Source organism: Streptomyces sp. NPDC059785 (assembly GCF_042732375.1).
Classification (GTDB): domain Bacteria; phylum Actinomycetota; class Actinomycetes; order Streptomycetales; family Streptomycetaceae; genus Streptomyces.
Map to the genome: position 1 here is coordinate 1 of NZ_JBHWHV010000015.1, position 25,757 is coordinate 25,757.

19 protein-coding genes are annotated in these 25,757 nt (G+C 73.1%); 9 read left to right on the plus strand and 10 right to left on the minus strand.

Going from position 1 to position 25,757, the window contains the following annotated elements; translation table 11 throughout:
- Positions 1 to 51 precede the first annotated feature (51 nt).
- From ACFV6E_RS14075 to ACFV6E_RS14085, 3 genes are read right to left on the minus strand one after another with little or no spacing between them, the layout of a single operon-like run.
- A complete protein-coding gene (locus ACFV6E_RS14075) occupies positions 52 to 813 on the minus strand; it encodes an amino acid ABC transporter ATP-binding protein (RefSeq protein ID WP_385172216.1) in 762 nt (253 codons plus the stop codon).
- Positions 810 to 1,766 carry an amino acid ABC transporter permease gene (locus ACFV6E_RS14080; protein WP_385172217.1) on the minus strand — a complete coding sequence of 319 codons (957 nt, stop codon included), beginning with the start codon at positions 1,764 to 1,766 and terminating at the stop codon, positions 810 to 812. Before ACFV6E_RS14080 ends, ACFV6E_RS14075 begins: the two co-directional genes overlap by 4 nt.
- 33 nt (positions 1,767 to 1,799) lie before the next feature.
- Positions 1,800 to 2,762 carry an ABC transporter substrate-binding protein gene (locus ACFV6E_RS14085; protein WP_385172220.1) on the minus strand — a complete coding sequence of 321 codons (963 nt, stop codon included), beginning with the start codon at positions 2,760 to 2,762 and terminating at the stop codon, positions 1,800 to 1,802.
- Between the two features lie 544 nt (positions 2,763 to 3,306).
- On the opposite strand from ACFV6E_RS14085, the gene ACFV6E_RS14090 reads away from it, so the two are divergent.
- The 4 genes from ACFV6E_RS14090 to ACFV6E_RS14105 all read left to right on the plus strand — a co-directional run bounded on the left by ACFV6E_RS14090 (position 3,307) and on the right by ACFV6E_RS14105 (position 7,102).
- Entirely contained in the window at positions 3,307 to 4,530 is a 1,224-nt protein-coding gene (locus tag ACFV6E_RS14090; RefSeq protein ID WP_385461594.1) for an NADP-dependent malic enzyme, read from the plus strand.
- 666 nt (positions 4,531 to 5,196) lie between these two features.
- Positions 5,197 to 6,162: a zinc-binding dehydrogenase gene (locus ACFV6E_RS14095; RefSeq protein ID WP_385461597.1), complete on the plus strand. Its 966-nt coding sequence runs from the start codon at positions 5,197 to 5,199 to the stop codon at positions 6,160 to 6,162.
- 140 nt (positions 6,163 to 6,302) lie between these two features.
- Positions 6,303 to 6,512, plus strand: a complete 210-nt coding sequence (locus ACFV6E_RS14100) for a helix-turn-helix domain-containing protein (RefSeq protein ID WP_010984411.1) — start codon at positions 6,303 to 6,305, stop codon at positions 6,510 to 6,512.
- Positions 6,512 to 7,102 (plus strand): Clp protease N-terminal domain-containing protein, encoded by a 591-nt coding sequence (locus ACFV6E_RS14105; protein ID WP_385461600.1) that lies wholly within the window; start codon positions 6,512 to 6,514, stop codon positions 7,100 to 7,102. The genes ACFV6E_RS14100 and ACFV6E_RS14105 overlap by 1 nt, the downstream gene beginning before the upstream one ends.
- Positions 7,103 to 7,280: 178 nt before the next feature.
- On the opposite strand, the gene ACFV6E_RS14110 is transcribed toward ACFV6E_RS14105, so the two are convergent.
- Both ACFV6E_RS14110 and ACFV6E_RS14115 read right to left on the minus strand, forming a co-directional pair.
- Positions 7,281 to 8,372, minus strand: a complete 1,092-nt coding sequence (locus tag ACFV6E_RS14110) for a helix-turn-helix transcriptional regulator (protein ID WP_385461603.1) — start codon at positions 8,370 to 8,372, stop codon at positions 7,281 to 7,283.
- A 1-nt stretch (position 8,373) separates the two neighbouring features.
- Positions 8,374 to 9,366, minus strand: coding sequence for a DUF4097 family beta strand repeat-containing protein (locus ACFV6E_RS14115; protein WP_385461606.1), 993 nt, complete (start codon positions 9,364 to 9,366; stop codon positions 8,374 to 8,376).
- A 296-nt stretch (positions 9,367 to 9,662) separates the two neighbouring features.
- On the opposite strand from ACFV6E_RS14115, the gene ACFV6E_RS14120 reads away from it, so the two are divergent.
- The gene (locus ACFV6E_RS14120) at positions 9,663 to 10,619 is read left to right on the plus strand and encodes a hypothetical protein (RefSeq protein ID WP_385461609.1); all 957 of its coding nucleotides are present in this window, start codon (positions 9,663 to 9,665) and stop codon (positions 10,617 to 10,619) included.
- Between the two features lie 90 nt (positions 10,620 to 10,709).
- On the opposite strand, the gene ACFV6E_RS14125 is transcribed toward ACFV6E_RS14120, so the two are convergent.
- Positions 10,710 to 10,892, minus strand: coding sequence for a DUF6104 family protein (locus ACFV6E_RS14125; protein ID WP_003961784.1), 183 nt, complete (start codon positions 10,890 to 10,892; stop codon positions 10,710 to 10,712).
- A gap of 216 nt (positions 10,893 to 11,108) precedes the next feature.
- Between ACFV6E_RS14125 and ACFV6E_RS14130 the strand changes: the two genes are divergently transcribed.
- From ACFV6E_RS14130 to ACFV6E_RS14145, 4 genes are read left to right on the plus strand one after another with little or no spacing between them, the layout of a single operon-like run.
- Positions 11,109 to 11,510 carry a CU044_2847 family protein gene (locus ACFV6E_RS14130; protein ID WP_385461612.1) on the plus strand — a complete coding sequence of 134 codons (402 nt, stop codon included), beginning with the start codon at positions 11,109 to 11,111 and terminating at the stop codon, positions 11,508 to 11,510.
- Positions 11,507 to 13,462 (plus strand): trypsin-like peptidase domain-containing protein, encoded by a 1,956-nt coding sequence (locus ACFV6E_RS14135; protein ID WP_385461615.1) that lies wholly within the window; start codon positions 11,507 to 11,509, stop codon positions 13,460 to 13,462. The genes ACFV6E_RS14130 and ACFV6E_RS14135 overlap by 4 nt, the downstream gene beginning before the upstream one ends.
- Positions 13,459 to 14,514, plus strand: coding sequence for an AAA family ATPase (locus tag ACFV6E_RS14140; protein WP_385172240.1), 1,056 nt, complete (start codon positions 13,459 to 13,461; stop codon positions 14,512 to 14,514). Before ACFV6E_RS14135 ends, ACFV6E_RS14140 begins: the two co-directional genes overlap by 4 nt.
- Positions 14,514 to 18,830, plus strand: coding sequence for an SAV_2336 N-terminal domain-related protein (locus ACFV6E_RS14145; protein WP_385461618.1), 4,317 nt, complete (start codon positions 14,514 to 14,516; stop codon positions 18,828 to 18,830). The genes ACFV6E_RS14140 and ACFV6E_RS14145 overlap by 1 nt, the downstream gene beginning before the upstream one ends.
- A gap of 69 nt (positions 18,831 to 18,899) precedes the next feature.
- Here ACFV6E_RS14145 and ACFV6E_RS14150 read toward each other — a convergent pair whose 3' ends face one another.
- From ACFV6E_RS14150 to ACFV6E_RS14165, 4 genes are all read right to left on the minus strand, one after another.
- Entirely contained in the window at positions 18,900 to 22,709 is a 3,810-nt protein-coding gene (locus ACFV6E_RS14150) for a multifunctional oxoglutarate decarboxylase/oxoglutarate dehydrogenase thiamine pyrophosphate-binding subunit/dihydrolipoyllysine-residue succinyltransferase subunit (RefSeq protein WP_385172245.1), read from the minus strand.
- 280 nt (positions 22,710 to 22,989) lie between these two features.
- Positions 22,990 to 24,093: an ATP-binding protein gene (locus tag ACFV6E_RS14155; protein ID WP_385172247.1), complete on the minus strand. Its 1,104-nt coding sequence runs from the start codon at positions 24,091 to 24,093 to the stop codon at positions 22,990 to 22,992.
- A gap of 96 nt (positions 24,094 to 24,189) precedes the next feature.
- The gene (locus ACFV6E_RS14160) at positions 24,190 to 24,927 is read right to left on the minus strand and encodes a response regulator transcription factor (protein WP_385461621.1); all 738 of its coding nucleotides are present in this window, start codon (positions 24,925 to 24,927) and stop codon (positions 24,190 to 24,192) included.
- A 112-nt stretch (positions 24,928 to 25,039) separates the two neighbouring features.
- Positions 25,040 to 25,726: a spermidine synthase gene (locus ACFV6E_RS14165; RefSeq protein WP_385461624.1), complete on the minus strand. Its 687-nt coding sequence runs from the start codon at positions 25,724 to 25,726 to the stop codon at positions 25,040 to 25,042.
- Between the last annotated feature and the right edge of the window lie 31 nt (positions 25,727 to 25,757).

The window sequence follows — 25,757 nt, forward strand, 5'->3', positions numbered from 1 at the left end:
GGGCGGTACGGGGATCCCGTACCGCCCTCGCCGCTCGCCTGCGCCGGACGCCTACAGCACCTTCGACAGGAACGACTGTGTGCGCTCGTGCCGCGGGTTGGTCAGGACCTCGCGCGGGTTGCCCGACTCGACGACCACGCCGCCGTCCATGAAGACCAGGGAGTCGCCGACCTCGCGGGCGAAGCCCATCTCGTGGGTGACGACGACCATCGTCATGCCGGACTCGGCGAGGTCGCGCATGACGTCGAGGACGTCGCCGACCAGCTCCGGGTCGAGCGCCGAGGTCGGCTCGTCGAAGAGCATCAGCTTCGGGTCCATGGCCAGAGCGCGGGCGATCGCCACGCGCTGCTGCTGGCCGCCGGAGAGCTGCGAGGGGTAGTTGCCCGCCTTGTCGGCTAGGCCGACCCGCTCCAGGAGCTGCCCCGCGCGCTCCCTGGCCGCGGCCTTGGCCACGCCCTTGACCTGGACCGGCGCCTCCATGACGTTCTCGATCGCCGTCATGTGCGGGAAGAGGTTGAAGCGCTGGAAGACCATGCCGATGTCCCTGCGCTTCAAGGCCACTTCGCTGTCCTTGAGCTCGTACAGCTTGTCGCCCTTCTGGCGGTAGCCGACCAGCTCCCCGTCGACGTACAGACGTCCGGCGTTGATCTTCTCGAGGTGGTTGATACACCTCAGGAAGGTGGACTTGCCGGAGCCGGACGGGCCGATCAGGCAGAACACCTCGCCCGACCTCACCTCCAGGTCGATGCCCTTGAGGACCTCGACGGGGCCGAAGGACTTGTGCACGCCCTCGGCCTTGACCATGGCGGTCATGCCATGCCTCCCTTCGGGCGGCCGAGCGAGAGCATGTTCGCCCTCACCTTCTGCCACGGGGTGGGCGGCAGCTGGCGGCTGGAACCGCGCGCGTAGTACCGCTCCACGTAGTACTGCCCGACGCTCAGGACCGAGGTGAGGATCAGGTACCAGGCGGCGGCGAGGAAGTACATCTCCACCGGGGCGCCCGAGGTCTGGCCGATGTCCTGGGCGTAGCGGAACAGTTCGTAGAACTGGACCACCGACACCAGCGAGGTCGTCTTGAGCATGTTGATGACCTCGTTGCCCGTCGGGGGCACGATGACGCGCATGGCCTGCGGGATGACGATGCGGCGCAGCGTCTTGGAGTGGCTCATGCCGAGCGCGTGGCTCGCCTCGGTCTGGCCCTCGTCGACCGAGAGCAGACCGGCCCGGCAGATCTCGGCCATGTACGCGGCCTCGTTCAGGCCCAGGCCCAGCAGCGCCGTCAGCAGCGGCGTCATGAAGCTGGACCAGTAGTCCTTGTAGATCGGGCCGAGGTTGATGTACTCGAAGACCAGGCCCAGGTTGAACCAGACCACGAGCTGCACCAGGACCGGCGTACCGCGGAAGAACCAGATGTAGAACCACGCGATGGACGACGTCACCGGGTTCTTCGACAGACGCATCACCGCGAGCAGGATGCCGCCCGCGATGCCGATCAGCATCGAGAGCACCGTCAGCAGCAGCGTCTGGCCGACGCCCTTGATGATGCGGTCGTCGAAGAAGTAGTCCGGTACGGCATGCCAGTTGATCTTGCCCTGGCCGAACGCGTAGATGATCGAGACCAGGATCGCGATCGCGGCGACCGCGGAGACGTAGCGCCCGTAGTGCCGGACCGGGATGGCGCGGATGGCCTCGGGTCCGGCCGGGGGAGCGCTCTCGGGGCCCGGACCCGGATCCGGTTCCGGCGTCTTGTCTATGTCAGGAGTCACGGATGTTGCCTTTCAGCGCCGCGGGACCCGCGGTCACTCGCCTCCGTTGATCGTGGCTTCCTTGACGGCGCCCGCGTCCACACCCCACTCGGCGACGATCTTGTCGTACGTGCCGTCCTTGATGACCGCGTTCAGCGCGGCCTGGAGGGCGTCCCGGAGCTGGGTGTTGGACTTGGCGACGGCGATGCCGTACGGGGCGGCCTCGACCTGGTCGCCGACGATCTCGAAGTCCTTGCCGCCGCCCGAGGTCTTCACCGCGTACGCGGCCACCGGGAAGTCGGAGGAACCGGCGTCGGCGCCGCCGGCCCGCAGCCGGGTCTGGGCCTGCTGGTCGTTGTCGTACGCCTCGATGGTGAGCTTCTTGCCGCTCGGACACTTCTTGGCCTGGTCCTTGGCCAGGTCGTGCGAGACCGTGCCGCGCTGCACCACGAGCTTCTTGCCGCACAGGTCGTCCCAGGTCTTGATGGACTGGGTCTTGCCCTTGGGCGTGTAGATCGAGACGCCCGCGGTGAAGTAGTCGACGAAGTCGACGCCCTCGCCGACCTTCTTGCCGGTGTCGGAGTCGACGCCCTCCTGCCGGTCCTTGGTGTCCGTCATCGCCGACATCGCCATGTCGTAGCGCTTGGAGCGCAGGCCCGTCAGCAGGGTGTCGAAGGTGCCGTTCTCGAACTCGAAGGTCACGCCGAGCTGCTTGCCCATGGCCTCCGCGAGATCGGGGTCGATGCCCACGGTCTTCCCGGAGTCGTCCTTGAACTCGACCGGCGCGTACGCGATGTCCGAACCGACCTTGATGACGCCCTTGTCGCGGATCTCCTTGGGGAGCTTGTCCGCCAGCGGGGCCGAGCTCGACGACCCGGTGCCGCCCTCGCTCTTGTCCTTGTCCTTGGTCTGGTCACCGCAGCCGGTGAGCAGCAGGGCGCCGGCGACCGCGATCGCACCGACCGCGGCTATCCGGGACTGCGCGGCGGTCGTACGACGGGTGAAACTTGCGGTCATTTGGTTCCTCCGGCGGGTGAGGGAGTTGCCGATGGGTCGACGTGAACACACACCTTCGGGTGTCGCGACCTTGAGTGATGACGGCATCTTGCCATTTGGACTCGCGCATTCAGGTGACCCGCCATGTCAAAATCGGATAACGGGCGACCCCCGAACCGCGGCTTGCCGCCTTGGCAAAGCCGGATCTTGTGCGGCATTTCCCGCACCCGGCCGGAGGATCTCCGGCGCATCTCAGGATGTGAACGCCCACTTCGGTACGAGCGGGGCGCTTGAAGATCAATCGCTGACTTGTCCACATATTCGGCTATGAGTCATGTCACCGGCATCCACCGGCATGTGAGCTTCGCGCCACGGACTCGTCCCAGACGCGGTCCGTCCGGTAAGAAGGTTCTTTACACCCCTCATCCGGGGCTCTGGGCGCGTGTGCGGCGCGCCCGTCGCGTATCGGTCCGTACGCAATCACGGCGGCTGGGCCTGCGCGGTGCCCGCCCACTTCTCAATCAGGAGTGGACACCCTCAACCTGCAGACCTAAGGGGTAAACAAGTGGCAGCGGAGATCGTCAATCCTCGCAGCGACAGCAATACGGACCAGGACGGCGGGGCGGAGCCCCTCGATTCCTTCGACCCCGCGTTCGCGCTGCACCGCGGCGGCAAGATGGCCGTGCAGGCCACCGTGCCGGTCCGCGACAAGGACGACCTGTCCCTGGCGTACACGCCCGGCGTCGCGAAGGTGTGCAGCGCCATCGCCGAACAGCCGGAACTGGTCCACGACTACACCTGGAAGTCGTCCGTCGTCGCCGTCGTGACCGACGGCACCGCCGTGCTCGGCCTCGGCGACATCGGCCCCGAGGCCTCGCTCCCCGTGATGGAGGGCAAGGCGATCCTCTTCAAGCAGTTCGGCGGCGTCGACGCGGTGCCCATCGCGCTCGACTGCACCGGTGTCGACGAGATCGTCGACACCGTGGCCCGGATGGCGCCCTCCTTCGGCGGCGTCAACCTCGAGGACATCTCGGCGCCGCGCTGCTTCGAGATCGAGCGCAAGCTCCAGGAGCGCCTTGACATCCCGGTCTTCCACGACGACCAGCACGGCACCGCGGTCGTCACGCTGGCGGCCCTGCGCAACGCCGCGCGGCTGACCGGGCGGACGCTCGGCGAACTGCGCGCGGTGATCTCGGGCGCCGGCGCGGCCGGGGTCGCCATCGCCAAGTTCCTGCTGGAGGCGGGGCTCGGCGACGTCGCGGTCGCGGACCGCAAGGGCATCGTCTCCACGGACCGGGAGGACCTCACCCCGGTCAAGCGCGAGCTCGCGGAGCTGACCAACAAGGCCGGCATCTCCGGCTCGCTGGAGTCGGCGCTGGCCGGCGCGGACGTCTTCATCGGCGTCTCCGGCGGCACGGTGCCGGAGGAGGCCGTCGCCTCGATGGCGGAGAACGCCTTCGTCTTCGCGATGGCCAACCCCAACCCCGAGGTGCACCCGGAGGTCGCCCACAAGTACGCGGCGGTCGTCGCGACCGGGCGCTCCGACTTCCCGAACCAGATCAACAACGTCCTCGCGTTCCCCGGCATCTTCGCCGGCGCGCTCCAGGTCCGGGCCTCCCGGATCACCGAGACGATGAAGATCGCCGCGGCCGAGGCGCTGGCCGCGGTCGTCGGGGACGACCTCGCCGCGGACTACGTTATCCCCTCGCCGTTCGACGAGCGGGTGGCCCCGGCGGTGACCGCGGCGGTGGCCGCGGCGGCCCGGGCGGAGGGCGTGGCGCGCCGCTGATCCGCTGACGCGCGGGGCGTGACCGGTTCTCGCGGCCCCGCCGGGGTTTCCCGGCGGGGCCGCTGTCGTGCGAGGCGGGAGGCCTGTTCGGGGGGCCGGGCGGGGCCGGGGGCGGGCTTCTGGTTGTTGTGCGGTGGGGCCGCTTGGGCGTGTGGCGGGGGTGGATGAGTGTGTTCGGGGCGGCCCGGTGGTGCGGTGAGGCCGGCCCGGGGTGCGGTGGGGGCTTCTGGGCGTGTGGTGGGGCTGCATGGAGGCGCGGTGGGGCGGATGGGTGCGGTGCGGGCGGCCTGGTGGTGCGGTGAGGTCGGTCCGGGGTGCGGTGGGGGCTTCTGGGCGTGTGGTGGGGCTGCATGGAGGCGCGGTGGGGCGGATGGGTGCGGGCGGCCCGGTGATGCGGTGAGGTCGGTCCGGGGTGCGGTTGCTTGAGGGGGTGAGGTCGGTCCGGGGTGCGGTGTGGGCGGCCTGGTGGTGCGGTGGGGTCGGTCCGGGGTGCGGTGTGGGCGGCCTGGTGGTGCGGTGGGGTCGGTCCGGGGTGCGGTGTGGGCGGTTGCTTGAGGGGGTGGGTCCGCGTTGGGGGCCGTGTGAGGTGGGTCCCCTGGGCGGCGGGACGCGTGTCACAGGGGGACCTGGTTCCGCCGGGCGGGGGCAGAACCTATCGTCAAGGTCATGTTCGCTGCCTACGCCGCCCGAATCGACCGTGACCAGCCGCTCGACGGACTGGAGGTGGGGGAGCGGCCGGCCCCCGAGGACAGGCCCGGCTGGACCACCGTGACCGTCAAGGCCGCCTCCCTCAACCACCACGACCTGTGGTCCCTGCGCGGGGTCGGCCTGTCCGAGGCCGCGCTCCCGATGATCCTCGGCTGTGACGCCGCGGGGATCGACGCCGAGGGCAACGAGGTCGTCCTGCACTCCGTCATCGGCCAGTCCGGCCACGGCATCGGCCCGGACGAACCCCGCTCCATCCTCACCGAGCGCTACCAGGGCACCTTCGCCGAGCAGGTCTCCGTACCGGCCTGGAACGTCCTGCCCAAGCCCAGGGAGCTGTCCTTCGCGGAGGCCGCCTGTCTGCCGACGGCCTGGCTGACGGCGTACCGCATGCTCTTCACCAACGCGGGCGTACGGCCCGGCGACTCCGTCCTGGTGCAGGGCGCCGGCGGCGGTGTCGCGACCGCCGCGATCGTCCTCGGCAAGGCCGCGGGGCTGCGCGTCTTCGCCACCAGCCGTGACGAGGCCAAGCGCAAGCGCGCCGTGGAGCTGGGCGCCGTGGAGGCGCTGGAGCCGGGGGCGCGGCTGCCGCAGCGCGTCGACGCCGTCATCGAGACGGTCGGGGCCGCCACCTGGTCCCACTCCGTCAAGTCCCTGCGTCCCGGCGGCACCCTCGTCATCTCGGGCGCGACCAGCGGCGACCGTCCCTCGCACGCCGAACTGACCCGCATCTTCTTCCTGGAGCTCAAGGTCGTCGGCTCCACCATGGGCACCAAGGACGAGCTGGAGGACCTGCTGTCCTTCTGCGCCGCGACCGGTGTGCGGCCCGTCATCGACGAGGTGCTGCCGCTCGACCGCGCCCGCGAGGGCTTCGAGCGGATGGAGGCGGGCGGCCTGTTCGGGAAGATCGTCCTGGCCACGGCCTGACAGCACGCCTGACCGTACGCCTGACGACACGTCTGACAGCACGCCTGACCGTACGCCTGGATATCGATGCCTGGGCGCCCCACGCCTCCCGTATGTCAACTTCAGTTGACGGGCGCCAGGTGTCAATGTAAGTTGACGTCATGACCGAAGCTACGGATCTCGCCGAGCGGGCGGGTGACCGCGATCCCCGGATCGGGCTGCGCGCGGTCTCCGCACTGCGCAGGCTGCTGGAACAACTCGAAGCCGTGCAGGTGCGCAGTGCGCGCAATCAGGGCTGGTCGTGGCAGGAGATCGCCGCGGAACTCGGTGTGAGCAGGCAGGCAGTTCACAAGAAGTACGGGAGGCAGTGATGTTCGAACGGTTCACCAAGGACGCCCGCGCCGTGGTCACCGGCGCCGTCGAGCACTGTGAACGGTCGGGTGAGAGCCGGGTCGAGGACGCGCACATGCTGCTCGCCCTCCTGGACCGGGAGGGCAGCCGCGGGTCCTTCGCCCTGTCCTCGCTGGGACTCGCCGACCAGGGCCGGCGCGAGTCGGTGGCGCGGGGGCTCGCGGACGCCCGCCGCCGCGGGGGCCTGTCCCGCGCCGACGCCGACGCGCTCTCCGGACTCGGCATCGACCTCACGGAGATCGTCTCCCGGGTGGAGGAGGCGCACGGCGCGGGGGCGCTGGCGGGCGGGGGGAACGGCAGCGGGAATGGGAGCGGGAGCGGGGGCCGGTGGTCCGGGCGCCACGCCTTCAGCCGCGCCGCCCGGAACCTGCTCACCGAGTCCCTGCGGATCGCCGTCGCCCACCGCGACCGGCACATCGGCGACGAGCACCTCCTCCTCGCCCTCACCGCGCGCCCCGGCGTCCCGGCCGAGGTCCTCGCCGACCACGGCGTGACGCACGACGGCGTACGGCGCGTCCTGTGGGGCGGAGGCACGGCCAGGGCGAGCTGAGGCAGGGACGGGACGGGCTGAGGCAGGAGCGGGGCGGGCTGGAGCGGGGCCCAGAGGGCGGGCTGGCGCGGGGCTCAGGGGGCGGGCTGACGTGGCGGCGGGGGAGCTGACGCTCCGCCAGGGCGAGCTGGGGTACGGCCACGGCAGGCTGAGATAGGGCCAGGACATGGTCCCGGCGTCAGCTCTTCGGTGTCCGCAGCGCCGCCCCGATGTGCGCGGCCGCCGTCGACAGATGACGCCGTATGTCACGGAGCTGATCCTCCGTCACGCCCTGGTCGCGGGCCGCGTCGCGGATGTCGTCGCGGAAGCGGTCCAGGAGGCGGTCGAGGTCGCGGGCCGGGTCGCCCGTGGACTCCTGGTGGGCCCAGGACGGCTCGTACGCGGCGGGGAAGTCGTCCCGCGCGACCGTGTACTCGGGCTCGAACCCGGGCTCCGGCCGGTCGGCCGGCTTCTCCGTGCGCCCGAAACCGAAGTCCCTGCCGAAGTCCCTGCCGAACTCCTTGCCCAGGTCGCCGAATTCCCTGGCGAGTTCGCTCAGGCCCTCGCGGACGCCGGTGGGCCAGTCGCCCCGCGCGAAGTGGTCCTGGACCTGCTCCTGCACCCGCTTGGCCATCCGCTGGAACTCCTCCTGCGCCTGGGCGCGGGCGTGCTCCTGCGCCTCCTTGGCCTGGCGCCGGGCCCGCTGGGCCTCGTCGCGGGCGCGCCGGCTCTCGTCCTTGGCGCGGCGGGCCTGTTCCTTCCACTCCTGCTTGACGCGCCGCATCTCCTCCTTCGCGGCCCGCCACGACTCCTTCTCCGAGAACTCCCCGAAGGACCCGGGATCGCCGGACCCGCCTCCCGGTGAGCCGTGCCCTCCCTTGACGCCGGGGCCCTTGCCGCCCTGCCGGGCGTCGTTGGCCGCCGCGCGCATCTCGCGCCGCAGATCACCGGCGGCGCCCCGCACGTCCGCGCGGATCTCGGCCGCCAGCTCCGCGACCGACTCGCGGATCTCCAGCTCCAGGTCGGCCAGCTCGCCGCTGCGGTCGGCCAGTTCGGCACGGCCCGCGTCCGTGATCGCGTAGACCTTCCGGCCGCCCTCGGTGGTGTGGGTGACCAGGCCCTCCGCTTCCAGCTTCGCCAGCCGTGGGTAGACGGTGCCGGCCGAGGGCGCGTAGAGCCCCTGGAAGCGCTCCTCCAGGAGCCGGATCACCTCGTACCCGTGGCGCGGGGCCTCGTCCAGCAGCTTCAGCAGATACAGCCGCAGACGGCCGTGGGCGAAGACGGGAGCCATGTCAGAGCACCTTCTTGTCGGTCGGGCTGCCGGTCGGGCTGCCGGTCGGTCCGGCGGTCGGTCCGGCGGTCGGGCTGCCTGAAATGCCCTCGGCCGGGCTGTCGGGGGTGCCGTCGGCCGGGCCTTCGGGCGCACCGTCGGCCGGGCCTTCGGGCGCGGTCGTCCCGTGCGACGGTGGCTCCTCCTCCGCGGGAGGGCGCCGGAGCAGGGCGATGGAGCCGGAGACGGTCACCGCCTTCAGCCTGCCGTTGCCCGCGCCCAGCCGGCCGGTGATCTTCTTGGCGCCCCACTGCCCGGCGACCCGCAGGTCCTCGAAGGCGTTGGAGACGGAGCCGCTCGCCGTGTTGGCCTCCACCTCGGCGTCCGCCGGGTGCGGCAGCCGGACGGCGATCTCGCCCGAGACGTTCGACAACTGGACGTCCGTCCGGGTCCCCGTGGCGTCCAGGTCGACGATCATCGAACCGCTCACCGACTCGGCCCGCACCGAGGAGCCGGCGCCCTCGACCACGGTCAGGTCGCCGGAGACGGAGTTGAACCGGATGTCGCCGGTGACGGCCTGGGTCTCCAGGCTCCCCGAGACCGTGCTCACCTGCGCCGGGCCGGAGAGTCCGACGAGCGTCGTGTCGCCCGTGACACCCCTGACCTCCACGCGGCCCTCCGTGCCCGAGACCACCGCGCCGGCGCCGACGACGCCGACCTCTATCCGCGTGCTCGCCGGAACGGCCAGCGAGACCACGGCCGTACGGCGCCAGTGCTTGGGCTCGCGCCACTTGAGGAAGCCCTTCCAGGGCACGTCCTCGTACGCGACCGTCAGGGTGCCGCGCTTCTGCGTCACGATCAGGGGAGGCCCGTCGAGTTCGGACACCTCGAGCCGGGCGGAACCCTCGTCGGTGCCCACCACGTTGACCGTTCCGTTCACGACGCGGACGTGGAGCGTCGTCACGGGATCGTCGAAGGTCAGCTTGCTCGGCTCTGCGACGGACCACTCGGACATGATGCGGACCTCCTCGGACCGGACGGCACGCGACACGCCATATCGCGTCTTCCGAACAACACGATATATCGCGGATCCGGAAAGTCAAGGCACTTGTTCCGGCGACGGGACGCCGGGCCGGACGGCGGGCGGTGCGGTCCGGTGCCGGGCTGGGCTGGGCACGGCGTGGGATGCGGGGCTGGGCACGACGCGGGATGCGGGGCTGAGCGCGACGTGGGGCGTCGGGCAGGCGCGACGCGGAGTACGGGGCGGAACAAAACGGGCACTCCGTCGCGCGTCCGCCCTACCGTGGAACCATGCCGACCAGCCCCGACGAGCCGCCGGTCCCCGACGAGCCGCCGGTCCCCGACGAGCCGCCCGGCCCCCGCGAGCCCGTCGCACGACCCGGCGCGCCCCGCACGGCGGCCCCCGGCGCCCTGCTGCTCTGCCGGGCCGCCCCCGAGGCCGCCGGTTCCGTCGCGCGGCTGCTCGCGGAGCGGACGGTGCTCGCGGACGCGGGCGGCGACTGGAGCGTGCTCGTCCCCGAGGGGAAGCCCTGGCTGCTCGGGAAAGAGCCGGTCGACCGCGTGGTGACCGGCTGGGCGGCGGCTCTCGCCGTCGGCGCCCCCTGGCCCGTACTGGCCCTGTGGTGGGACGCCGACCACAGCGGGTTCACCCTGGCCGCCGGTTTCCGCCGCCCCGTCGGCTACGAATGGCTGGCCGACGGCACCCCGGTCGGCCAGGACGAGGCGATGCGCACGTTCGCCGCCCGGCTCGGCCTCGATCCCGTCCTCGACGTGCAGGCGCTCGACCGGCTGGCCCGGCCGGACCCCGAGAGCGACGCCCACGCGCGCGTGCGCGGGCTGCTGGCCGTCCTCACGCGCGCGGGTGTGCTGCTGCCGGCGGGACTCGTCCCGGGTGCGTCGACCGACCGGCTCGGTTCCGCCGCCCGCGCCCTGCCCGACGCCCGCGAGATCCGCCGGACGGGGTGGAGGGACGCGGTCCGCGCGGAGCGCGACGCCGTCGAGGCGGGCCCTCTGGGTCCCTGGATGCACGGCCCCAAGGCGCGCGCCCTGGCCGCCGCGCAACTGGCCCTCGGCCTCCCGCTGACCGTCTCGGGCGTACGGCACCACAGCGGCGGCCGGATCGCCGCGGGGACCCTGCTGCTGGCCGCCGGGGCCCTCGACCTCGCCCACGACCGGGCCCGCGCCCACGACCGCGCCGGCGCCCGCGACAGCATCCGCGCCCGCGACAGCATCCGCGCGCCCGGCTGACCCGGCCCGCCCGGCTGACCCGGCCCGCCCGGCTGACCCGGCCCGACCGGACGGCCCCGCCCCGACCGGACGGCCCCGCCCCGGCGACGGCTACTCGTCCTCGTCCTCGTCGTCCAGCCGTGCCAGCCACGTCGCGAGCCGCTCGACCGGCACCTCGAAGTCCGGATTGAGGTCGACGAACGTACGCAACTGCTCGGCGAGCCACTCGAAGGTGACCTCTTCCTCGCCGCGCCGCTTCTCCAGTTCCTCGATGCCACGGTCGGTGAAGTACACGGATGCTCTCCTGGGGCTGGGCCTGCGGCCGCACGGGTCGTACCGGTGGTACGGGTCGAACCCCTCAAGGTTACGCAGCGGGCCGGCGGTGCGGGGCCGCCGGAACCTCCTCGCATCGGCGTGCACAGCCGGGCACAATGGCATCACCAATCGTCACGATGCTCAGCGAGGACGCGAGACGACGGGAGTTGTCCCGGGTCCACCACGGGGGACGCCATGGCAGACCGCAGGATCCAGGAGATCGAGCTTCCCGGGGGCGGGACGGTGCTGGCGCGGGTCAGTGTGCTCGACCCGCGCGAGATCCCGGGCGGCGGCGACGAGTTCGCGTACGAGGACGTGGGCGCGTTCGACCACATGGCGGCCCGTATCGATCAGCTCAACGAGCTGGTGCGGGGTGTCGGCGGTGCCGTGGTCGAGGCGGCCCGCGGCGTCCGCCCCGACGAGGTCAGCGCCACCTTCGGGGTCGAGCTCGCGGTCAAGCCCGGCAAGGCCGTCGCCCTGCTCGCCGACGGCGGGACCAAGGCGGCGCTGTCCATCACGCTCACCTGGCGGGCCGACGAGACCGGGGCCGCGCAGGTCACCCCGATCGCCGGCGGGCAGGGCGCCGCGACCGCATGACCGCAGCCAAACTCGACGCGCTCGTCGTCCGGGCGACCGTCCGGATCGGTCCCGGCGAGGACCCGGCAAAGCTGTGGGGCAGCGGCTTCTTCGTGGCGCCCGGCTGGGTGCTGACCTGCGCCCACATCCTGCCGCCCGGACCCGACCCGGAGTATCCGGTGACGCTCCGGGTGCAGGGGCACGGCGGGCTCGACACCCGGGCCCGCCCCGCGTACCGGCTCGGCGGCGGCACCGACCCGGAGCAGGACCTCGTCCTGCTCAGACTGGCCGAAGACGTCGACCACGCGTGCGTGCGGCTCACGGACCGCTACGACCCGCCGCTCGCCGTCACCGCCCACGGCTGGCGCGTTCCGCAGGGCGGCGCCCCGCAGCGCTGGAGCGGCCAGACCGAGTGCAACGGCAAGGACGGCGCGTACGGGCTGACGCTCGCGCCGCAGGTGGAGATCCCGCACGGCGCCTCAGGCGGACCGCTCCTGGACCGGACGCGCGGCCTGGTCGCGGGCGTCGTCAAGGCGCGCCGCGCACAGCGGGACGGCGGCCTCGCCGTCGCGGCCACCGCGCTGCGCGGCTTCCGGCACGCCGTCCCGGTGGGCGGGGAGCACGGCCTCGGCGCCGACCCGTACGCGGGGCTGATCCGCGCCCACGACACCTGGCACCAGCGGGCCGGCGGCGGGCTGTCCTGGGTGCGGGCGCAGGACGAACTCTGCCGGGGCGAGGCGCGCCGGTGGGGTCCCCGGGACAGCGCCGACGCCTCCGCGCTGCTCGCCGTGCTGCCCAGGCCCCGGTCCGCGGCCGAGTTACAGGGCCTGGTCGAGCGTGTCCTGGGGGACGAACCGCTGTGGGAGGACGAACTCGCCCCGCGGGACTGGCGCGACGGACACGGCTGGCTCTACGACCATCCCGAGGGCGCCGACCTGGTGTCCCTGCACTATCTGCGGGCGGTGGCCCGCGCCTGCGCCGACCGGGCGCCGGACGCCGCCGCCGACCTGGAGCGCTGGGTCGGCCGGCGCGCCGCGGACCTGCCCGACCACCTGCGGGCCCTGCTGATGGGCGTCGCCGCGTGGGCCTCCGCCGGACCGGACGAGACACACGGCACGGCCGCAGGACCGCGGGCCGGAGCCCATGACGAGGACGACGACGAGGGCCCCGTCGTGGCGGTCGAACTGGAGCCGGACCTCTTCCGCCCGCACGACCGCTTCCACTGGCGGATCTGGACCTGGATCGGCGGCCCCGACACCGTACGCGCCGTGGACGAGGGCACCGACGGCGAGGGCGCCTCGCTCGCGGAGCTGCCGTACCTGCTCAACGAACCGCTCACCCGTACCTTCGGGCGGCTCGACAGCGAGCGGCGCGCCCGCCTCGAAGTGGCGCTGCCCGTCGAGCACTTCGGGGTGGACGCCCACCTGTGGCGGCCGGGCCCGGTGGTCCGCAGCCTGCGCCCGCACCCCGCCGAGCGGCCCTTCGGGGTGCACCGCCAGGTCGTCCTGCGCTGTCTGAAACGGCGCGGCGAACCGGCCGCCGTGTGGCGCGAGCGCTGGCACGGCTTCGCCGGCGGCGTGCCCAAGGCCCTGCCCGTCTCCTCCGACGCCTACGCCGCACACGCCCTGGACTCCGCGCCGCCGGGCGCCGTCCCCGTCCTGTGCCGGCCGCCGGCGCAGAGCACCGGACCGCTCGCCGAGGCGGTCGCCGCCGGGTACGGCGTCGTGCTGTGGAACGGCCGGGCCGAGCACCCGCACGGCTGCGGCGAGGACTGCGGCGAACTCCAGGGCAGGGCCGCCGAACTGCTCGGCTCCACCGGCCGCGCCACCGCACTGCCGGAGCGACTGCGGGCCCTGCGCGAACGGGTCAGCCTCGCCGACGCGGACGCGGACTGGGCCGAACACCTCGCCCTCCTCTACGACGACCCGCGGCGCCCCATCCCGCTCTGCGACGACCTGCTGGAGTCCCCGTGACCGACCTCCCCGACGCCCCCGACACCGACTGGTACATCTTCCGGGGCACCGGTGCGCCGCACGACGGGATCACCCGGCTGCCGCCCCCGCCGCCCTGGCGCGACTTCGACGGCGGCCCCGTCACCGTCCGCGTACCGCCGCTCGGCACCGAGTCGGTCCGGCGGCTCGGCACCCGCGGCGGCCGCGCCCCGGCCTGGCGGCCCGAGGAGCTGGAGCTCATCAACGCCGCGCTGTACCTGCGCCGGCCGCTGCTCGTCACCGGCGACCCCGGCTCGGGCAAGTCCACCCTCGCCCACGCCCTCGCGCACGAACTCGGCCTCGGCCGGGTCCTGCAATGGCCCGTCGTCAGCCGTACGACCCTGCGCGACGGGCTCTACACGTACGACGCCATCGCCCGCCTCCAGGACACCCAGATGGCCGGGGTGCGCGGCGCGGCGCACACCGAGCACATCGGCGACTACCTGCGGCTCGGCCCGCTCGGCACGGCGCTGCTGCCCGCGGAGCGCCCCCGCGTCCTGCTCGTCGACGAACTCGACAAGAGCGACATCGACCTGCCCAACGACCTGCTGAACGCCCTGGAGGAGGGCGAGTTCAGGATCGCCGAGCTCCAGCGCATCGCGGGCCGGCAGAGCGACGTCGAGGTGCTCACCGACGACGACGAGCGCGCCGTGGTCACCGGCGGCCGCGTACGGTGCCGCGCCTTCCCCGTGGTCGTCATGACGAGCAACGGCGAACGCGACTTCCCGGCCCCACTGCTGCGCCGTTGTCTCCACCTCGACCTGCCCTCGCCGCGCGACGACGCGTGGGGCGAGGCCCGCCTCGGCGCCATGGTCGGCGCCCACTTCGGCGACGAGGACCCCGGCCGCAACGACGAGCTGATCCGTTCCTTCCTGCACTCGGCACCCGGCGCGCTGCGCGCCGCCGACCAGCTCCTCAACGCCATCTACCTCACCCAGGAGGCGGTCCGCGACAGCGAGCCCGACCGGCGGCGGCTCGCCGAGCTGCTGATGCGGCCGCTCGACCACGGCGAGCACGGGCCGGGACCGCGCTGATGACACCACCGGACGGAGACGGGCGGCTGGGCGGGCTCACGGCACGGCTGCGCGCGCTCGGCGCCGAGCCGTCCGCGCGGGAGCTCGCGGAGGCGCTCTGGCTGGCGCGGCACGTGGGACCGGCGCGGACGGACACCGGTGCGCCCGGCCCCGCCGAGCCCGCCGATCCCTCCGGGGGCCCGCCGCCCGGCCCCGTCGCACCCGGCCGGACCACCGGCGACGACGACGGCGACGGCGCGGACCCGGTGCCCGCGCCCGGCGGGCACCCGGGGCGCGTGCTGCTCCACCCGGACCGCGCGGCGCCCGCCGGGCGGACCGTCAAGGCCGCGGGGCCCGGCCCCCTCCGCGTCCGGGTGCCGGTGGCCACCGCGCTGCCGGACCCGCTCACCCTCCAGCGCGCCCTGCGCCCCTTGCAGCAGTACCGGCCGCCCGTGCGCACCCCGGCGCTCCACCTCGACGAACAGGCCACGGCGGAACAGGCCGCCGAGACCCGGCTGCTGCAACCCGTGCTGCACGCGACCGCCCGCCGCGAGTCCCGGCTGCGGCTGCTCATGGACGCCTCCACGTCGACCGGCGTGTGGGACACGGCGCTGGAGGAGCTGGGCCGGCTCTGCGCGGGCCTCGGCGCGTTCCGCGAGGTGACGGTGCACTACCTGCGCGAGGGCGACGACGGGACGCTGCTCGCCGCCACCGGGCGCCGCGGCGACCGCGGGCTGCGCGCCGCCGAGCAGCTGCGCGACCCCACCGGACGGCAGCTCACGCTGGTGCTCAGCGACTGCGCCGGACCGCTGTGGCGCTCCGGGCGGCTCCAGCGGCTGCTGCACCACTGGGGACGGGCGGCACCCGTCGCGGTCGTCCAGCCACTGCCGCAGCGCATGTGGCAGCGCACGCACCTGCCCGTACTGCCCGGCACCCTGCGCCGCCGCGAAGGGCTCGGCGCGCGCCTGGAGTTCACCCCCGCCGAGGGCGAACCGCCGCCGGGCGCCCTGCCCGTGCCGGTGCTCTCGCCGACGCGCGGCGCGCTCGGCTCCTGGGCCCGGCTGCTGGCGGGCGGCACCGGCCTCGCGCTGCCCGGCCCGGCCGCCTGGGTGCGCGCCGACCACCCGCCCGCACCGGCCCGGCGGCAGCGGCCCGCCGCCGACCCCGAGGCCGCCGTGCGCGCCTTCCGCCGCACGGCCTCCCGTGCGGCCGTGCACCTGGCGGTCGCCTTCTCGGCGGTCCCGCTCACCCTGCCGGTGATGCAGCTCGTCCAGCGCGCCATGCAGCCGCGCTCCGGGCCGACGGTGCTGGCGGAGGTCCTGCTCAGCGGCCTGCTGCGGCGCGGCGACGAGGAGGACGGGTACGAGTTCGGGCCCGGGGTGCGCGAGACGCTGCTGCGGCTGCTGCCCCGGGGCGACGCCCTGCTGGTGCTCAAGCACTGCGGCGAGTACGTCGACCGCCACTTCGGGCGCCGGGCGCGCAACTTCCCGGCCCTCGCCCTCGCCCGGCTCAGCGGGACGGACACCGGTGCGGAGCAGGGCGACGCCGACGCCGTACCGGCGGCGTTCGCCGAGGTGTCCGCGCTGGTGGCGGGCCGTTTCGGGGCACCCGCACCGAGAACGCGGCGGCGTACGGTCGACCTCGTGTACGCCGGGCAGGACGAGCCGTGGGCGGTGTGGGCGGCGCAGGTGCTGGCGGCCCGGGGGCAGGAGGTGTCGCTGCGGCCGGTGCGCGGCGGCGCGGGCGCGTTGGCCGACGTCCTCGCCGACCTGGTGAGGCGTCCGGGCCCAGAGCGGCGTGTGGTCCTCCTCGTCGGCGACTGGCACAGCCGCCGACGCCCGGCCGACCCGCTCCGGCCGCTGCCCGGCCACGGTGACGACCGGCTCGTGCCGGTCACGGTGGCCCGCACGGCACCGTCCTCCTGGGTCCGGGACCTGGGCCCCCTGACGGCCCTGTGGGACACCACGGAGACCGAGGCCGTACGGCGGCTGCTGGCCCGTCTGGACATCGGCCCGGGCGAGCCGGGGGCCGGGGCCGGGGGAGCGGAGTTCCCCGGGCCCACGCTGCCCGCCAGGGACGGCGTGCCGGAGCCGGACCCCGCGGTGACCGTGCCCGACGACCGGCTGACCCTGGTACGGCGGCACCTGGAGCCGGACCGCCGCTCCGGGGTGTGCGCCGTGACGGGCCCCGCGGGTTCGGGCAAGACGGCGCTGGCCGCCGCGTACACGCACCGCTACGGCTCCGCCTACGACCTCGTCCGGTGGATCCCGCCGGGGGACGCGGCCCACCGCCGCGGACAACTGGCCCGGCTCGGCGCCGAGTTCGGACTGCCGGCCGACGGCGGCGGCACCAACCGGCTGGGGGCACTGCGGGACGTGCTGCGCGACACGGCACTGCGCTGGCTGATCGTCCTCGACGGCTGGGACACCACGGGCGACGCGGAGGACGTCGAGGAGCTGCTGCCCGGCGGCGGCCACGTCCTGGTCACCTCCCGCGACGGCCACTGGCACGAACGGGCCGGGCTCGGCACCGTACGGCTCGGCCCCGGCGCGGATACCCCGGCCCCGCCCGTGCGGCGGACCCGCGCGGATCCCGTGGCCGGGGCGGTGGCCCGCGTCGACGCGGGCGGCACGGCGACCGGCAGCGGCTTCTTCATCGCGCCGGGCACCCTCGTCACCTGCGGCGCCGTGCTCCACGAGCGGCCGTTCGCCGACCGCGGGCGGCCCGCCCAGATCACCGTGACCACGGCGGACGGCCGCAGCCACCCCGCCCGCGCGGTCGCCCGGATCAGGGAGCTGACGGTCCTCGAAGTGCCCGGCGTCGGCGCGCACCGCTGTCTGTGGCTCACGGACGCACCGGACACACGGCCCGTGGACGTGCTGGTGCAGGGCGTCCCGCGCGCGGGGAACCCCGTCGCGCCGGTCGCCGTACCCGCGCGCGCGGAGGGCCGGAACGCGGAGTCGGTACGTCTGGTGGGCGCCGTGCTGCCGCCCGGACACCTCGGCGGTCCCGTGCTGAGCCGGTCCGACGGGGCGGTCGTCGGCGTCGTCACGGACACCGCGGCGCTCGGCGGCGGCCGGGTCTGCGGGGCGCTGCGCATCGAGCTCCTGCGCAACCTCTGCCTGCTGGGCCGGCGCAACGCGGAGCTGTGGCACCGGACCGTCCGCGCGCACGACCTGCACCACGCGGCCCGCCGCCGGGACGAGGCCGGACCACCGCCCGCCGACCGGGCCGAGCTGTACGGTCTGCTGGCCGGTCTGGAGCCGCCCGCCGAGGCCCGGACCGTGCTGCGGCTCCAGCGGGAGGGCGGCGGTCGGCCACCGGCCGCGCCCGGCCACACCGCCCGGAGCTGGCGCGACGGCGCCGGACAGCTCTACGCGGCCGGCGCCGTCGGCCCGGTCGTGGTGTACGCGGCCCGGATCTGGGCCCACCTCAGCGACCGTCGCAGCACCCAGGGTCTCGCGCCGCTGCGGGCCTGGATCGAGCAGACCGCCCGGGACGGGCTGACCCGCGCGCAGGTGCGGGACGTCACCGCCGCGCTGTCCCGCACGGGCGCCACGGCCGGCGGCTGCCACATCACCGTCGACGTCAGGCCGGACCCCGCGGGCGGCTGCACCTGGAGCGTCCAGGCGGTCCAGGAGGGCCGCCGGACCCACCACGTGACCTCGGGCCCCGCGCCGGTGCGCCCCGACCGGCCCGCGCCGGCCCTCGGACAGCAGCTCACCCGCGCGCTCGCGGGCGCCGACACCGGCATGCTCAGGGCGACGGTCGAGTACCGGCTGCCGGACGCACTGCTCTGGGACCTCGACGTGGAGCGCTGGACGCCGGGCGCCGCCCTGCGCACCGAGTGCAACGTCTTCGTCCGCGGCCGGGACCGGGCGCCGGCCGGAGCGGCCAGCCAGTGGGCGCAGCGCTGGGAGGCGGTCTCGCGCGGACCCCTGACCGGTCTGCGCCCGCCGGACCCGCAGACGCCGGACCCCTCCCGGCACGAGCTGCGCCGCGTGCTCAGCGACGCACCGGCCAACGCCGTACCCCTGTGGTGCCGCCACGCGGGCGACGTCCCCGGCACGGCCGTCCTCGACGAGGCACGCTCCCTGGGGTACCCGCTGATCCTCTGGAGCCGAGCGGCGGAGCACCGGCACTGCGCCGAGTTCTACAAACGGGCCGAGCGGGAGCTGCGCCGCTGCGACAGCGTCCGCGAACTCCTCGCCCGGGTCCGCGGCCTGCGGCTGCGCACCGACGTCTTCCGCGACGACCGGTCGGCCGCCTGGGCCCGCGACCTCGCCGTGTACTACGACCCGCCGGACGGCACCCGCCCCGCCGACTCCCCGCTCTGAGACCGTACGGCGAAGGGCCCGCCCCCGAGCCGGAACTCGGGGACGGGCCCTGTGCTGCCCTGAAGGCGCTTACGCCTCGAAGACGTCGCGTACGAGCTGCTCCTGCTCGGCCTGGTGGCGCTTGGCCGAACCCACCGCCGGGGACGAGGAGTGCGGGCGCGAGATGCGCCGCAGCCGCTCGCCGTGCGGGACGTCCGCGCCGACCGCCAGGTCCAGGTGGTCGATCAGGTTGAGAGCGATGAAGGGCCAAGCGCCCTGGTTCGCCGGCTCCTCCTGCGCCCACAGGTACTTCGCGGCGTTCGGGTACTTGGCGATCTCGGCCTGGAGCTCGGCACCCGGCAGCGGGTACAGGCGCTCGATCCGGATGATCGCCGTATCGGTGACACCGCGCTTCTGCCGCTCGGCCTCCAGGTCGTAGTAGACCTTGCCCGCGGTGAAGACGACCTTCTTGACGGCGGCCGGGTCGACCGAGGCGTCGCCGATGACCGGACGGAACTGACCGGTCGTGAACTCCTCCGCCTTCGACGCGGCGGCCTTCAGGCGCAGCATCGACTTCGGCGTGAAGACCACCAGCGGCTTGTGGTGCGGGTTGTGCACCTGCCACCGCAGGAGGTGGAAGTAGTTCGACGGCGAGGTCGGCATCGCGACCGTCATGTTGTTCTGCGCGCAGAGCTGGAGGAACCGCTCCGGGCGGGCGGACGAGTGGTCCGGGCCCTGGCCCTCGTAGCCGTGCGGCAGCAGCAGCGTGACGCCGGAGGTCTGGCCCCACTTCTGCTCGGCGGAGGAGATGAACTCGTCCACGACCGTCTGGGCGCCGTTGACGAAGTCGCCGAACTGGGCCTCCCACATCACCAGGGACTCGGGACGCGCCAGCGAGTAGCCGTACTCGAAGCCCATCGCCGCGTACTCGGAGAGCAGCGAGTCGTAGACGTTGTACCGGGCCTGGTCCTCGGAGAGGTACAGCAGCGGCGTGAAGTCCTCGCCGGTCTCCCGGTCGATGAGGACCGCGTGGCGCTGGCCGAAGGTGCCGCGGCGGGAGTCCTGGCCCGACAGGCGGACCGGGGTGCCCTCCAGGAGCAGCGAGCCGATGGCCAGGGTCTCGCCCATGCCCCAGTCGATCGTGCCGTCCTCGACCATGGACGCGCGCCGCTGGAGCTGCGGGAGCAGCCGCGGGTGCACGGTGATGTGGTCGGGCACGTTGACCTGGGACTCGGCGATCCGCTTGACGACCTCCGCGGTGACCGCGGTGTTCACGGCGACCGGGAACTGGGCCTGCGGGTCGGAGACGGGCGCCTCGCCGGGCTGCGAGGTGGCCTCGCGAACCTCGGTGAAGACCTTCTCCAGCTGGCCCTGGTAGTCCTGGAGCGCCTGCTCGGCCTCTTCCAGGGTGATGTCGCCACGGCCGATGAGGGACTCGGTGTAGAGCTTGCGCACCGAGCGCTTCTTGTCGATCAGGTCGTACATCAGCGGCTGGGTGAAGGCCGGGTTGTCCGACTCGTTGTGACCGCGGCGGCGGTAGCAGATGAGGTCGATGACGACGTCCTTGTTGAACGCCTGGCGGAACTCGAAGGCCAGGCGAGCGACGCGGACGACGGCCTCGGGGTCGTCGCCGTTCACGTGGAAGATCGGCGCCTCGATCATGCGGGCCACGTCGGTGGCGTACATCGAGGAGCGCGAGGACTCCGGGGCGGCGGTGAAGCCGACCTGGTTGTTGATGACGACGTGCACGGTGCCGCCGGTGCGGTAGCCGCGCAGCTGCGACATGTTCAGGGTCTCGGCGACGACGCCCTGGCCCGCGAAGGCCGCGTCGCCGTGGATCGCCACCGGCAGGACGGTGAAGTCCGTGCCGCCCTTGTTGATGATGTCCTGCTTGGCGCGGGCGACGCCCTCCAGGACCGGGTCGACCGCCTCCAGGTGCGAGGGGTTGGCGGCCAGCGAGACCTTGATCTGCTCGCCGTCGAGGCCCGTGAAGGTGCCCTCGGCGCCCAGGTGGTACTTCACGTCGCCGGAGCCGTGCATCGACTTCGGGTCGAGGTTGCCCTCGAACTCGCGGAAGATCTGCGCGTACGACTTGCCGACGATGTTGGCGAGCACGTTCAGCCGGCCGCGGTGGGCCATGCCGATGACGACCTCGTCCAGGCGCGACTCGGCGGCCGAGTCGATGACCGCGTCGAGCAGCGGGATGACGGACTCGCCGCCCTCCAGGGAGAAGCGCTTCTGGCCGACGTACTTCGTCTGCAGGAAGGTCTCGAAGGCTTCCGCCGCGTTGAGGCGGCGCAGGATGCGCAGCTGCTCCTCGCGCTCCGGCTTGGAGTGCGGGCGCTCGATGCGGTCCTGGATCCACTTGCGCTGCTTGGGGTCCTGGATGTGCATGAACTCGACGCCGGTGGTGCGGCAGTACGAGTCGCGCAGCACGCCGAGGATGTCGCGCAGCTTCATCATCGACTTGCCTGAGAAGCCGCCGACGGCGAACTCGCGCTCCAGGTCCCACAGGGTGAGGCCGTGCTCGGTGATGTCGAGGTCGGGGTGCTTGCGCTGCTGGTACTCCAGCGGGTCGGTGTCGGCCATGACGTGGCCGCGGACCCGGTAGGAGTGGATCAGCTCGAAGACGCGGGCGGCCTTGGTGACGTCGTCGTCGTGGCTGGCGTCGATGTCCCTCAGCCAGCGGACCGGCTCGTAGGGGATGCGCAGCGCCTCGAAGATCTCGTCGAAGAAGCCGTTCTCGCCGAGCAGCAGGTTGGCGACGATCCGCAGGAACTCGCCGGAGGCGGCGCCCTGGATGACCCGGTGGTCGTAGGTCGACGTGAGCGTCATGACCTTCGAGATGCCGAGCTTGTTCAGGGTGTCCTGGGAGGTGCCCTGGAACTCCGCCGGGTAGTCCATGGAGCCGACGCCCATGATCACGGACTGGCCGGGCATCAGGCGCGGGACCGAGTGGACGGTGCCGAGGCCGCCGGGGTTGGTCAGGGAGACCGTGACGCCGGAGAAGTCGTCCATCGTCAGCTTGCCGTCGCGGGCGCGGCGGACGATGTCCTCGTAGGCCTGCCAGAACTCGAAGAAGTTCAGCGTCTCGGCCTTCTTGATGCCGGCGACGACGAGCTGGCGGTCGCCGTTCGGCTTCACCAGGTCGATGGCCAGGCCGAAGTTCACGTGGGCCGGCTTGACGAGGGTCGGCTTGCCGTCCTTCTCCGCGAAGGAGTGGTTCATCGACGGCATGGCCTTGATGGCCTGCACCATCGCGTAGCCGATGAGGTGGGTGAAGGAGATCTTCCCGCCCCGGGCGCGCTTCAGGTGGTTGTTGATGACGATGCGGTTGTCGAAGAGCAGCTTCACCGGGACGGCGCGCACGGACGTGGCCGTGGGCACCTCCAGGGAGGCGTTCATGTTCTTCGCGACGGCACCGGCGGGGCCGCGCAGCGCCACGTACTCGGGACCGTCGGCGGCCTCGGCGGCCGGCTGCGCCTTGGGCTTCGCGGCGGCCGGGGCGGCCTTCGCGGGAGCCGGCGCGGCGGCGGCGGGCTTCGGCGCCGCGGGAGCGGCCGGGGCCGCCTTGGCCGGAGCGGTGGGCGCGGCCGGAGCGGCCTGGGCCGGAGCCGCCGGAGCGGCGGGCTGGGCCGGAGCGGCGGGGGCCGCCGCCGTCGTGGTGCCGGCGGCCCCCGCGGCCGCAGCACCCGACGCAGCCGGGGCGGTGGCGGCACCCGGCTTGTAGTCGGCGAAGAAGTCCCACCAGGCTCGGTCTACCGAATTCGGGTCCTGGAGGTACTGCTGATAGATCTCGTCGACGAGCCACTCGTTGGCACCGAAGGCCGCCGCGGGATTCTTGCCCGCTTGGTCGGTCTCGGTCGAGGTGCTCGAGTTACTGGGGGACTGTGGCGACACGGCGGCAACCGCCCTCTTCCGCTTCACAAGGTGATGGACAGCGGAAATAAAGGCTACGCCTCCGTGGCCGAGAAGGTCAGACCGGGCTGCTCATCGTCGTGTAAGTCACATCGAGAAGCGGGTTTCGGGGGTGGATATGGCGGGAAACAAGCGTGGTTCCGCTTCACTCAGGTACGCCGATACCGCCGCACGTCCCTGCCGGGCGCGGGCATCTGCCTGCTCACACGTGTCCACCGGCGCGAAGCGAGATGGATCTTGTGGCTCCGGTTCGAACCCTACGTCAACTCGGCATCGAAGGTAGCCCCGGAAGAGTGATCCGGATCCGGCATCCGCGCTCGGATTCGGCCACCGCGATCCGGCCGCCGTGCAGATCCACCGCCCAGCGGGCGATGGCGAGCCCGAGGCCCGTACCGCCGTCGCTGCCGGGGCCGTGCGGGGAGGGGACGCCGCCGCGGTTGAACCGCTCGAACACCCGGTGCCACTCCGACTTCGGGATGCCCGGACCCTCGTCCAGGACCTCCAGGTCCAGCGACTCGGGCTGCTCGCCGCGGCGTGCCTTGACGGTCACCCGGCCGTGCGCCGGGCTGTGCTTGACCGCGTTGTCGATCAGGTTGGCGACCACCTGGTGGATCCGCTCCGGGTCCGCGTGCGCGGTCAGCTCGGGCGGCGAGACGTCGAGGTGCAGATGGACGTCCGTACGGGTGTGGCTGCCGGAGCCGGAGGCGATGCCCGCGCGCGCGGTGGACACCATGTTGGCCTCCTTCAGCACCCCGGACAGGTACGGCCACACCTCGAAGCGGCGCCGGTGCAGCGGCACCACGCCGTTGTCCAGGCGGGACAGGTCGAGCAGCGTCTCCACCAGGCGCCCGAGCCGCTCCGTCTGCTTCAGGGCCGTGCGCATGGTCTCGGGGTCGGCGGCCGAGACACCGTCGACCACGTTCTCCAGGACCGCGCGCAGTCCCGCGATGGGGGTGCGCAGCTCGTGTGAGACATTCGCCACGAGTTCCTTGCGCTGGCGGTCCTGGGCCTCCAGCTCGTCCGCCATCAGGTTGATCGTCTGGGCCAGGTCGCCCAGCTCGTCCCGGCGGCTGTCGCTGACCCGGCGCGTGTAGTCGCCGTGCGAGATGGAACGGGCGACGGTGTTCATCTCGTCCAGCGGCGCCGTCAGCGAGTGCGCCACGAACTGGGTGATCAGCAGGGTGGCGATCATCGAGAAGACCGTGATGAAGCGCAGCTCGGTCTTGGTGTGCACCGCGATCATCAGCAGTCCGGTGGTGATGAGCACCGAGACGACGACCAGCGTGCCGAGTTTCGTCTTGATGGAGAAGGGCCGCACCCCGCTGCCCCAGGGGGCCGCGCCCTTGCGATCCCCGTACCCGCTCATCACTTCAGCCCCCAGGAGGTCCTTCGCCGGCCCGCGCGCGGCCCGTGTCCGGGCCCGCGCGGAGCTTGTGTCCGGCCGGAGCCCGGACGCGAGCCGTCAGGGAGTCGGGGTCTCCAGCGCGTAGCCCACACCGTGCACCGTGCGGATGCGCTCGGCGCCGATCTTCCGGCGCAGGGCCTTGATGTGGCTGTCCACCGTACGAGTTCCGGAGGCGTCCGCCCAGTCCCAGACCTCGGCGAGGAGCTGCTCGCGGGAGAGGACCGCCCGCGGGGTGTTCGCCAGGCAGACCAGCAGGTCGAACTCGGTGGGCGTCAGGTGCACGTCCTCCGAGCGGACCCGGACCCGGCGCTGCGCGTGGTCGATCTCCAGTTCGCCGAGGCGCAGGATGCCGCTGCGCGGCGTGGAGGCGGCCAGCGCGGCGCGCTCGACCCGGCGCAGCAGCACATGCACCCGGGCGGCCAGCTCGCGCATGGAGAACGGCTTGGTCATGTAGTCGTCGGCGCCGACGCCGAGGCCGACGAGCATGTCCGTCTCGTCGTCGCGCGCGGTGAGCATCAGCACCGGCACCGGGCGCGCGGCCTGCACCCGGCGGCAGACCTCCAGGCCGTCGAAGCCGGGCAGCATGATGTCGAGGATCAGCAGGTCGGGCTGCCACGCCTCGGCGGTGTCGACGGCGGCAGGGCCGTCGCCCGCGGTTTGCACGAGAAATCCCTCGGCGCGCAGCCGGGCCGCGATGGCGTCGACGATCGTCGGGTCGTCCTCGACCACCAGTACGCGGCGCTGAGCGCCGGGCGTAGCCGTCGTGCCGCTGTGGGAGGTGTGTGTCTGCTCCATCGCCCGCCCCTGAGTGTGCTTTCCGGAATCCGTGGGGTGATCCCATGACTGCGCTTGACGCTTGAATGATCGGCGCCAGGAAAGCAGAGTACGGGCAGTCACCGCGCCTCGGCTATCCAGGTCTGACCGCGAGGTGCACGACGTCCGGAACGCCCCGGGCAACCGGGATCTCTTTGGTACGCACCCGCTGGAACCCGGCATTCCGCAAGGTTCCTTCAAATTCCGGAGAGGGCTGCGCGGACCATACCGCGAGAACCCCGCCGGGCTTCAACACCCTTGCGCAGCCTGCCAGTCCGGCCGTCGAGTAGAGGTCGTCGTTGCCCTCGGTGACCGTCCAGCCGGGCCCGTTGTCGATGTCCAGGCACAGCGCGTCGTACGTGGCGGAAGTCTCATGGACGTGGCGGACCAGGTCCGCCTCGACGACCTCCGTGCGCGGGTCGGCGAGGGCTCCGGCGGAGATCTCGGAGAGCGGGCCCGCGCGGTGCCAGCCGATCACGGCGGGCTCCCGCTCGACGACCGTGATGCGGCCCCAGCGGGGGTCGGCTGCGGCGTGCGCGAGCGAGAAGCCGACGCCGAGGCCGCCGATCAGCACGGCGGGGCCGGCCCGCCCGTCCAGGGCGGCGTACGCGGCGTCGACGAGCAGCCGCTCCGAGCGGCCGTCGGAGGTGTCCATCAGGAAACAGCCGTTGGCGATGATCTGTAGCAGCTCGCCGTGGCGCCGCAGCACGACCTCGCCGTACGGGCCGTCCCGCCGGTCGATGACCTCAGGGACCACAGGAGCGTCGTACGAGGCAGTCATGCCCCTCATCCTGGCAGGTACCGGTGGGCGG

What these genes read in the sequence shown, in the direction of transcription:
- ACFV6E_RS14075 (WP_385172216.1), bottom strand. Translation starts at nt 813, where the DNA reads ATGACCGCCATGGTCAAGGCCGAGGGCGTGCACAAGTCCTTCGGCCCC.
- ACFV6E_RS14085 (WP_385172220.1), bottom strand. Translation starts at nt 2,762, where the DNA reads ATGACCGCAAGTTTCACCCGTCGTACGACCGCCGCGCAGTCCCGGATA.
- ACFV6E_RS14095 (WP_385461597.1), top strand. Translation starts at nt 5,197, where the DNA reads ATGTTCGCTGCCTACGCCGCCCGAATCGACCGTGACCAGCCGCTCGAC.
- ACFV6E_RS14100 (WP_010984411.1), top strand. Translation starts at nt 6,303, where the DNA reads ATGACCGAAGCTACGGATCTCGCCGAGCGGGCGGGTGACCGCGATCCC.
- ACFV6E_RS14105 (WP_385461600.1), top strand. Translation starts at nt 6,512, where the DNA reads ATGTTCGAACGGTTCACCAAGGACGCCCGCGCCGTGGTCACCGGCGCC.
- ACFV6E_RS14110 (WP_385461603.1), bottom strand. Translation starts at nt 8,372, where the DNA reads ATGGCTCCCGTCTTCGCCCACGGCCGTCTGCGGCTGTATCTGCTGAAG.
- ACFV6E_RS14115 (WP_385461606.1), bottom strand. Translation starts at nt 9,366, where the DNA reads ATGTCCGAGTGGTCCGTCGCAGAGCCGAGCAAGCTGACCTTCGACGAT.
- ACFV6E_RS14120 (WP_385461609.1), top strand. Translation starts at nt 9,663, where the DNA reads ATGCCGACCAGCCCCGACGAGCCGCCGGTCCCCGACGAGCCGCCGGTC.
- ACFV6E_RS14130 (WP_385461612.1), top strand. Translation starts at nt 11,109, where the DNA reads ATGGCAGACCGCAGGATCCAGGAGATCGAGCTTCCCGGGGGCGGGACG.
- ACFV6E_RS14135 (WP_385461615.1), top strand. Translation starts at nt 11,507, where the DNA reads ATGACCGCAGCCAAACTCGACGCGCTCGTCGTCCGGGCGACCGTCCGG.
- ACFV6E_RS14145 (WP_385461618.1), top strand. Translation starts at nt 14,514, where the DNA reads ATGACACCACCGGACGGAGACGGGCGGCTGGGCGGGCTCACGGCACGG.
- ACFV6E_RS14155 (WP_385172247.1), bottom strand. Translation starts at nt 24,093, where the DNA reads ATGAGCGGGTACGGGGATCGCAAGGGCGCGGCCCCCTGGGGCAGCGGG.
- ACFV6E_RS14160 (WP_385461621.1), bottom strand. Translation starts at nt 24,927, where the DNA reads ATGGAGCAGACACACACCTCCCACAGCGGCACGACGGCTACGCCCGGC.
- ACFV6E_RS14165 (WP_385461624.1), bottom strand. Translation starts at nt 25,726, where the DNA reads ATGACTGCCTCGTACGACGCTCCTGTGGTCCCTGAGGTCATCGACCGG.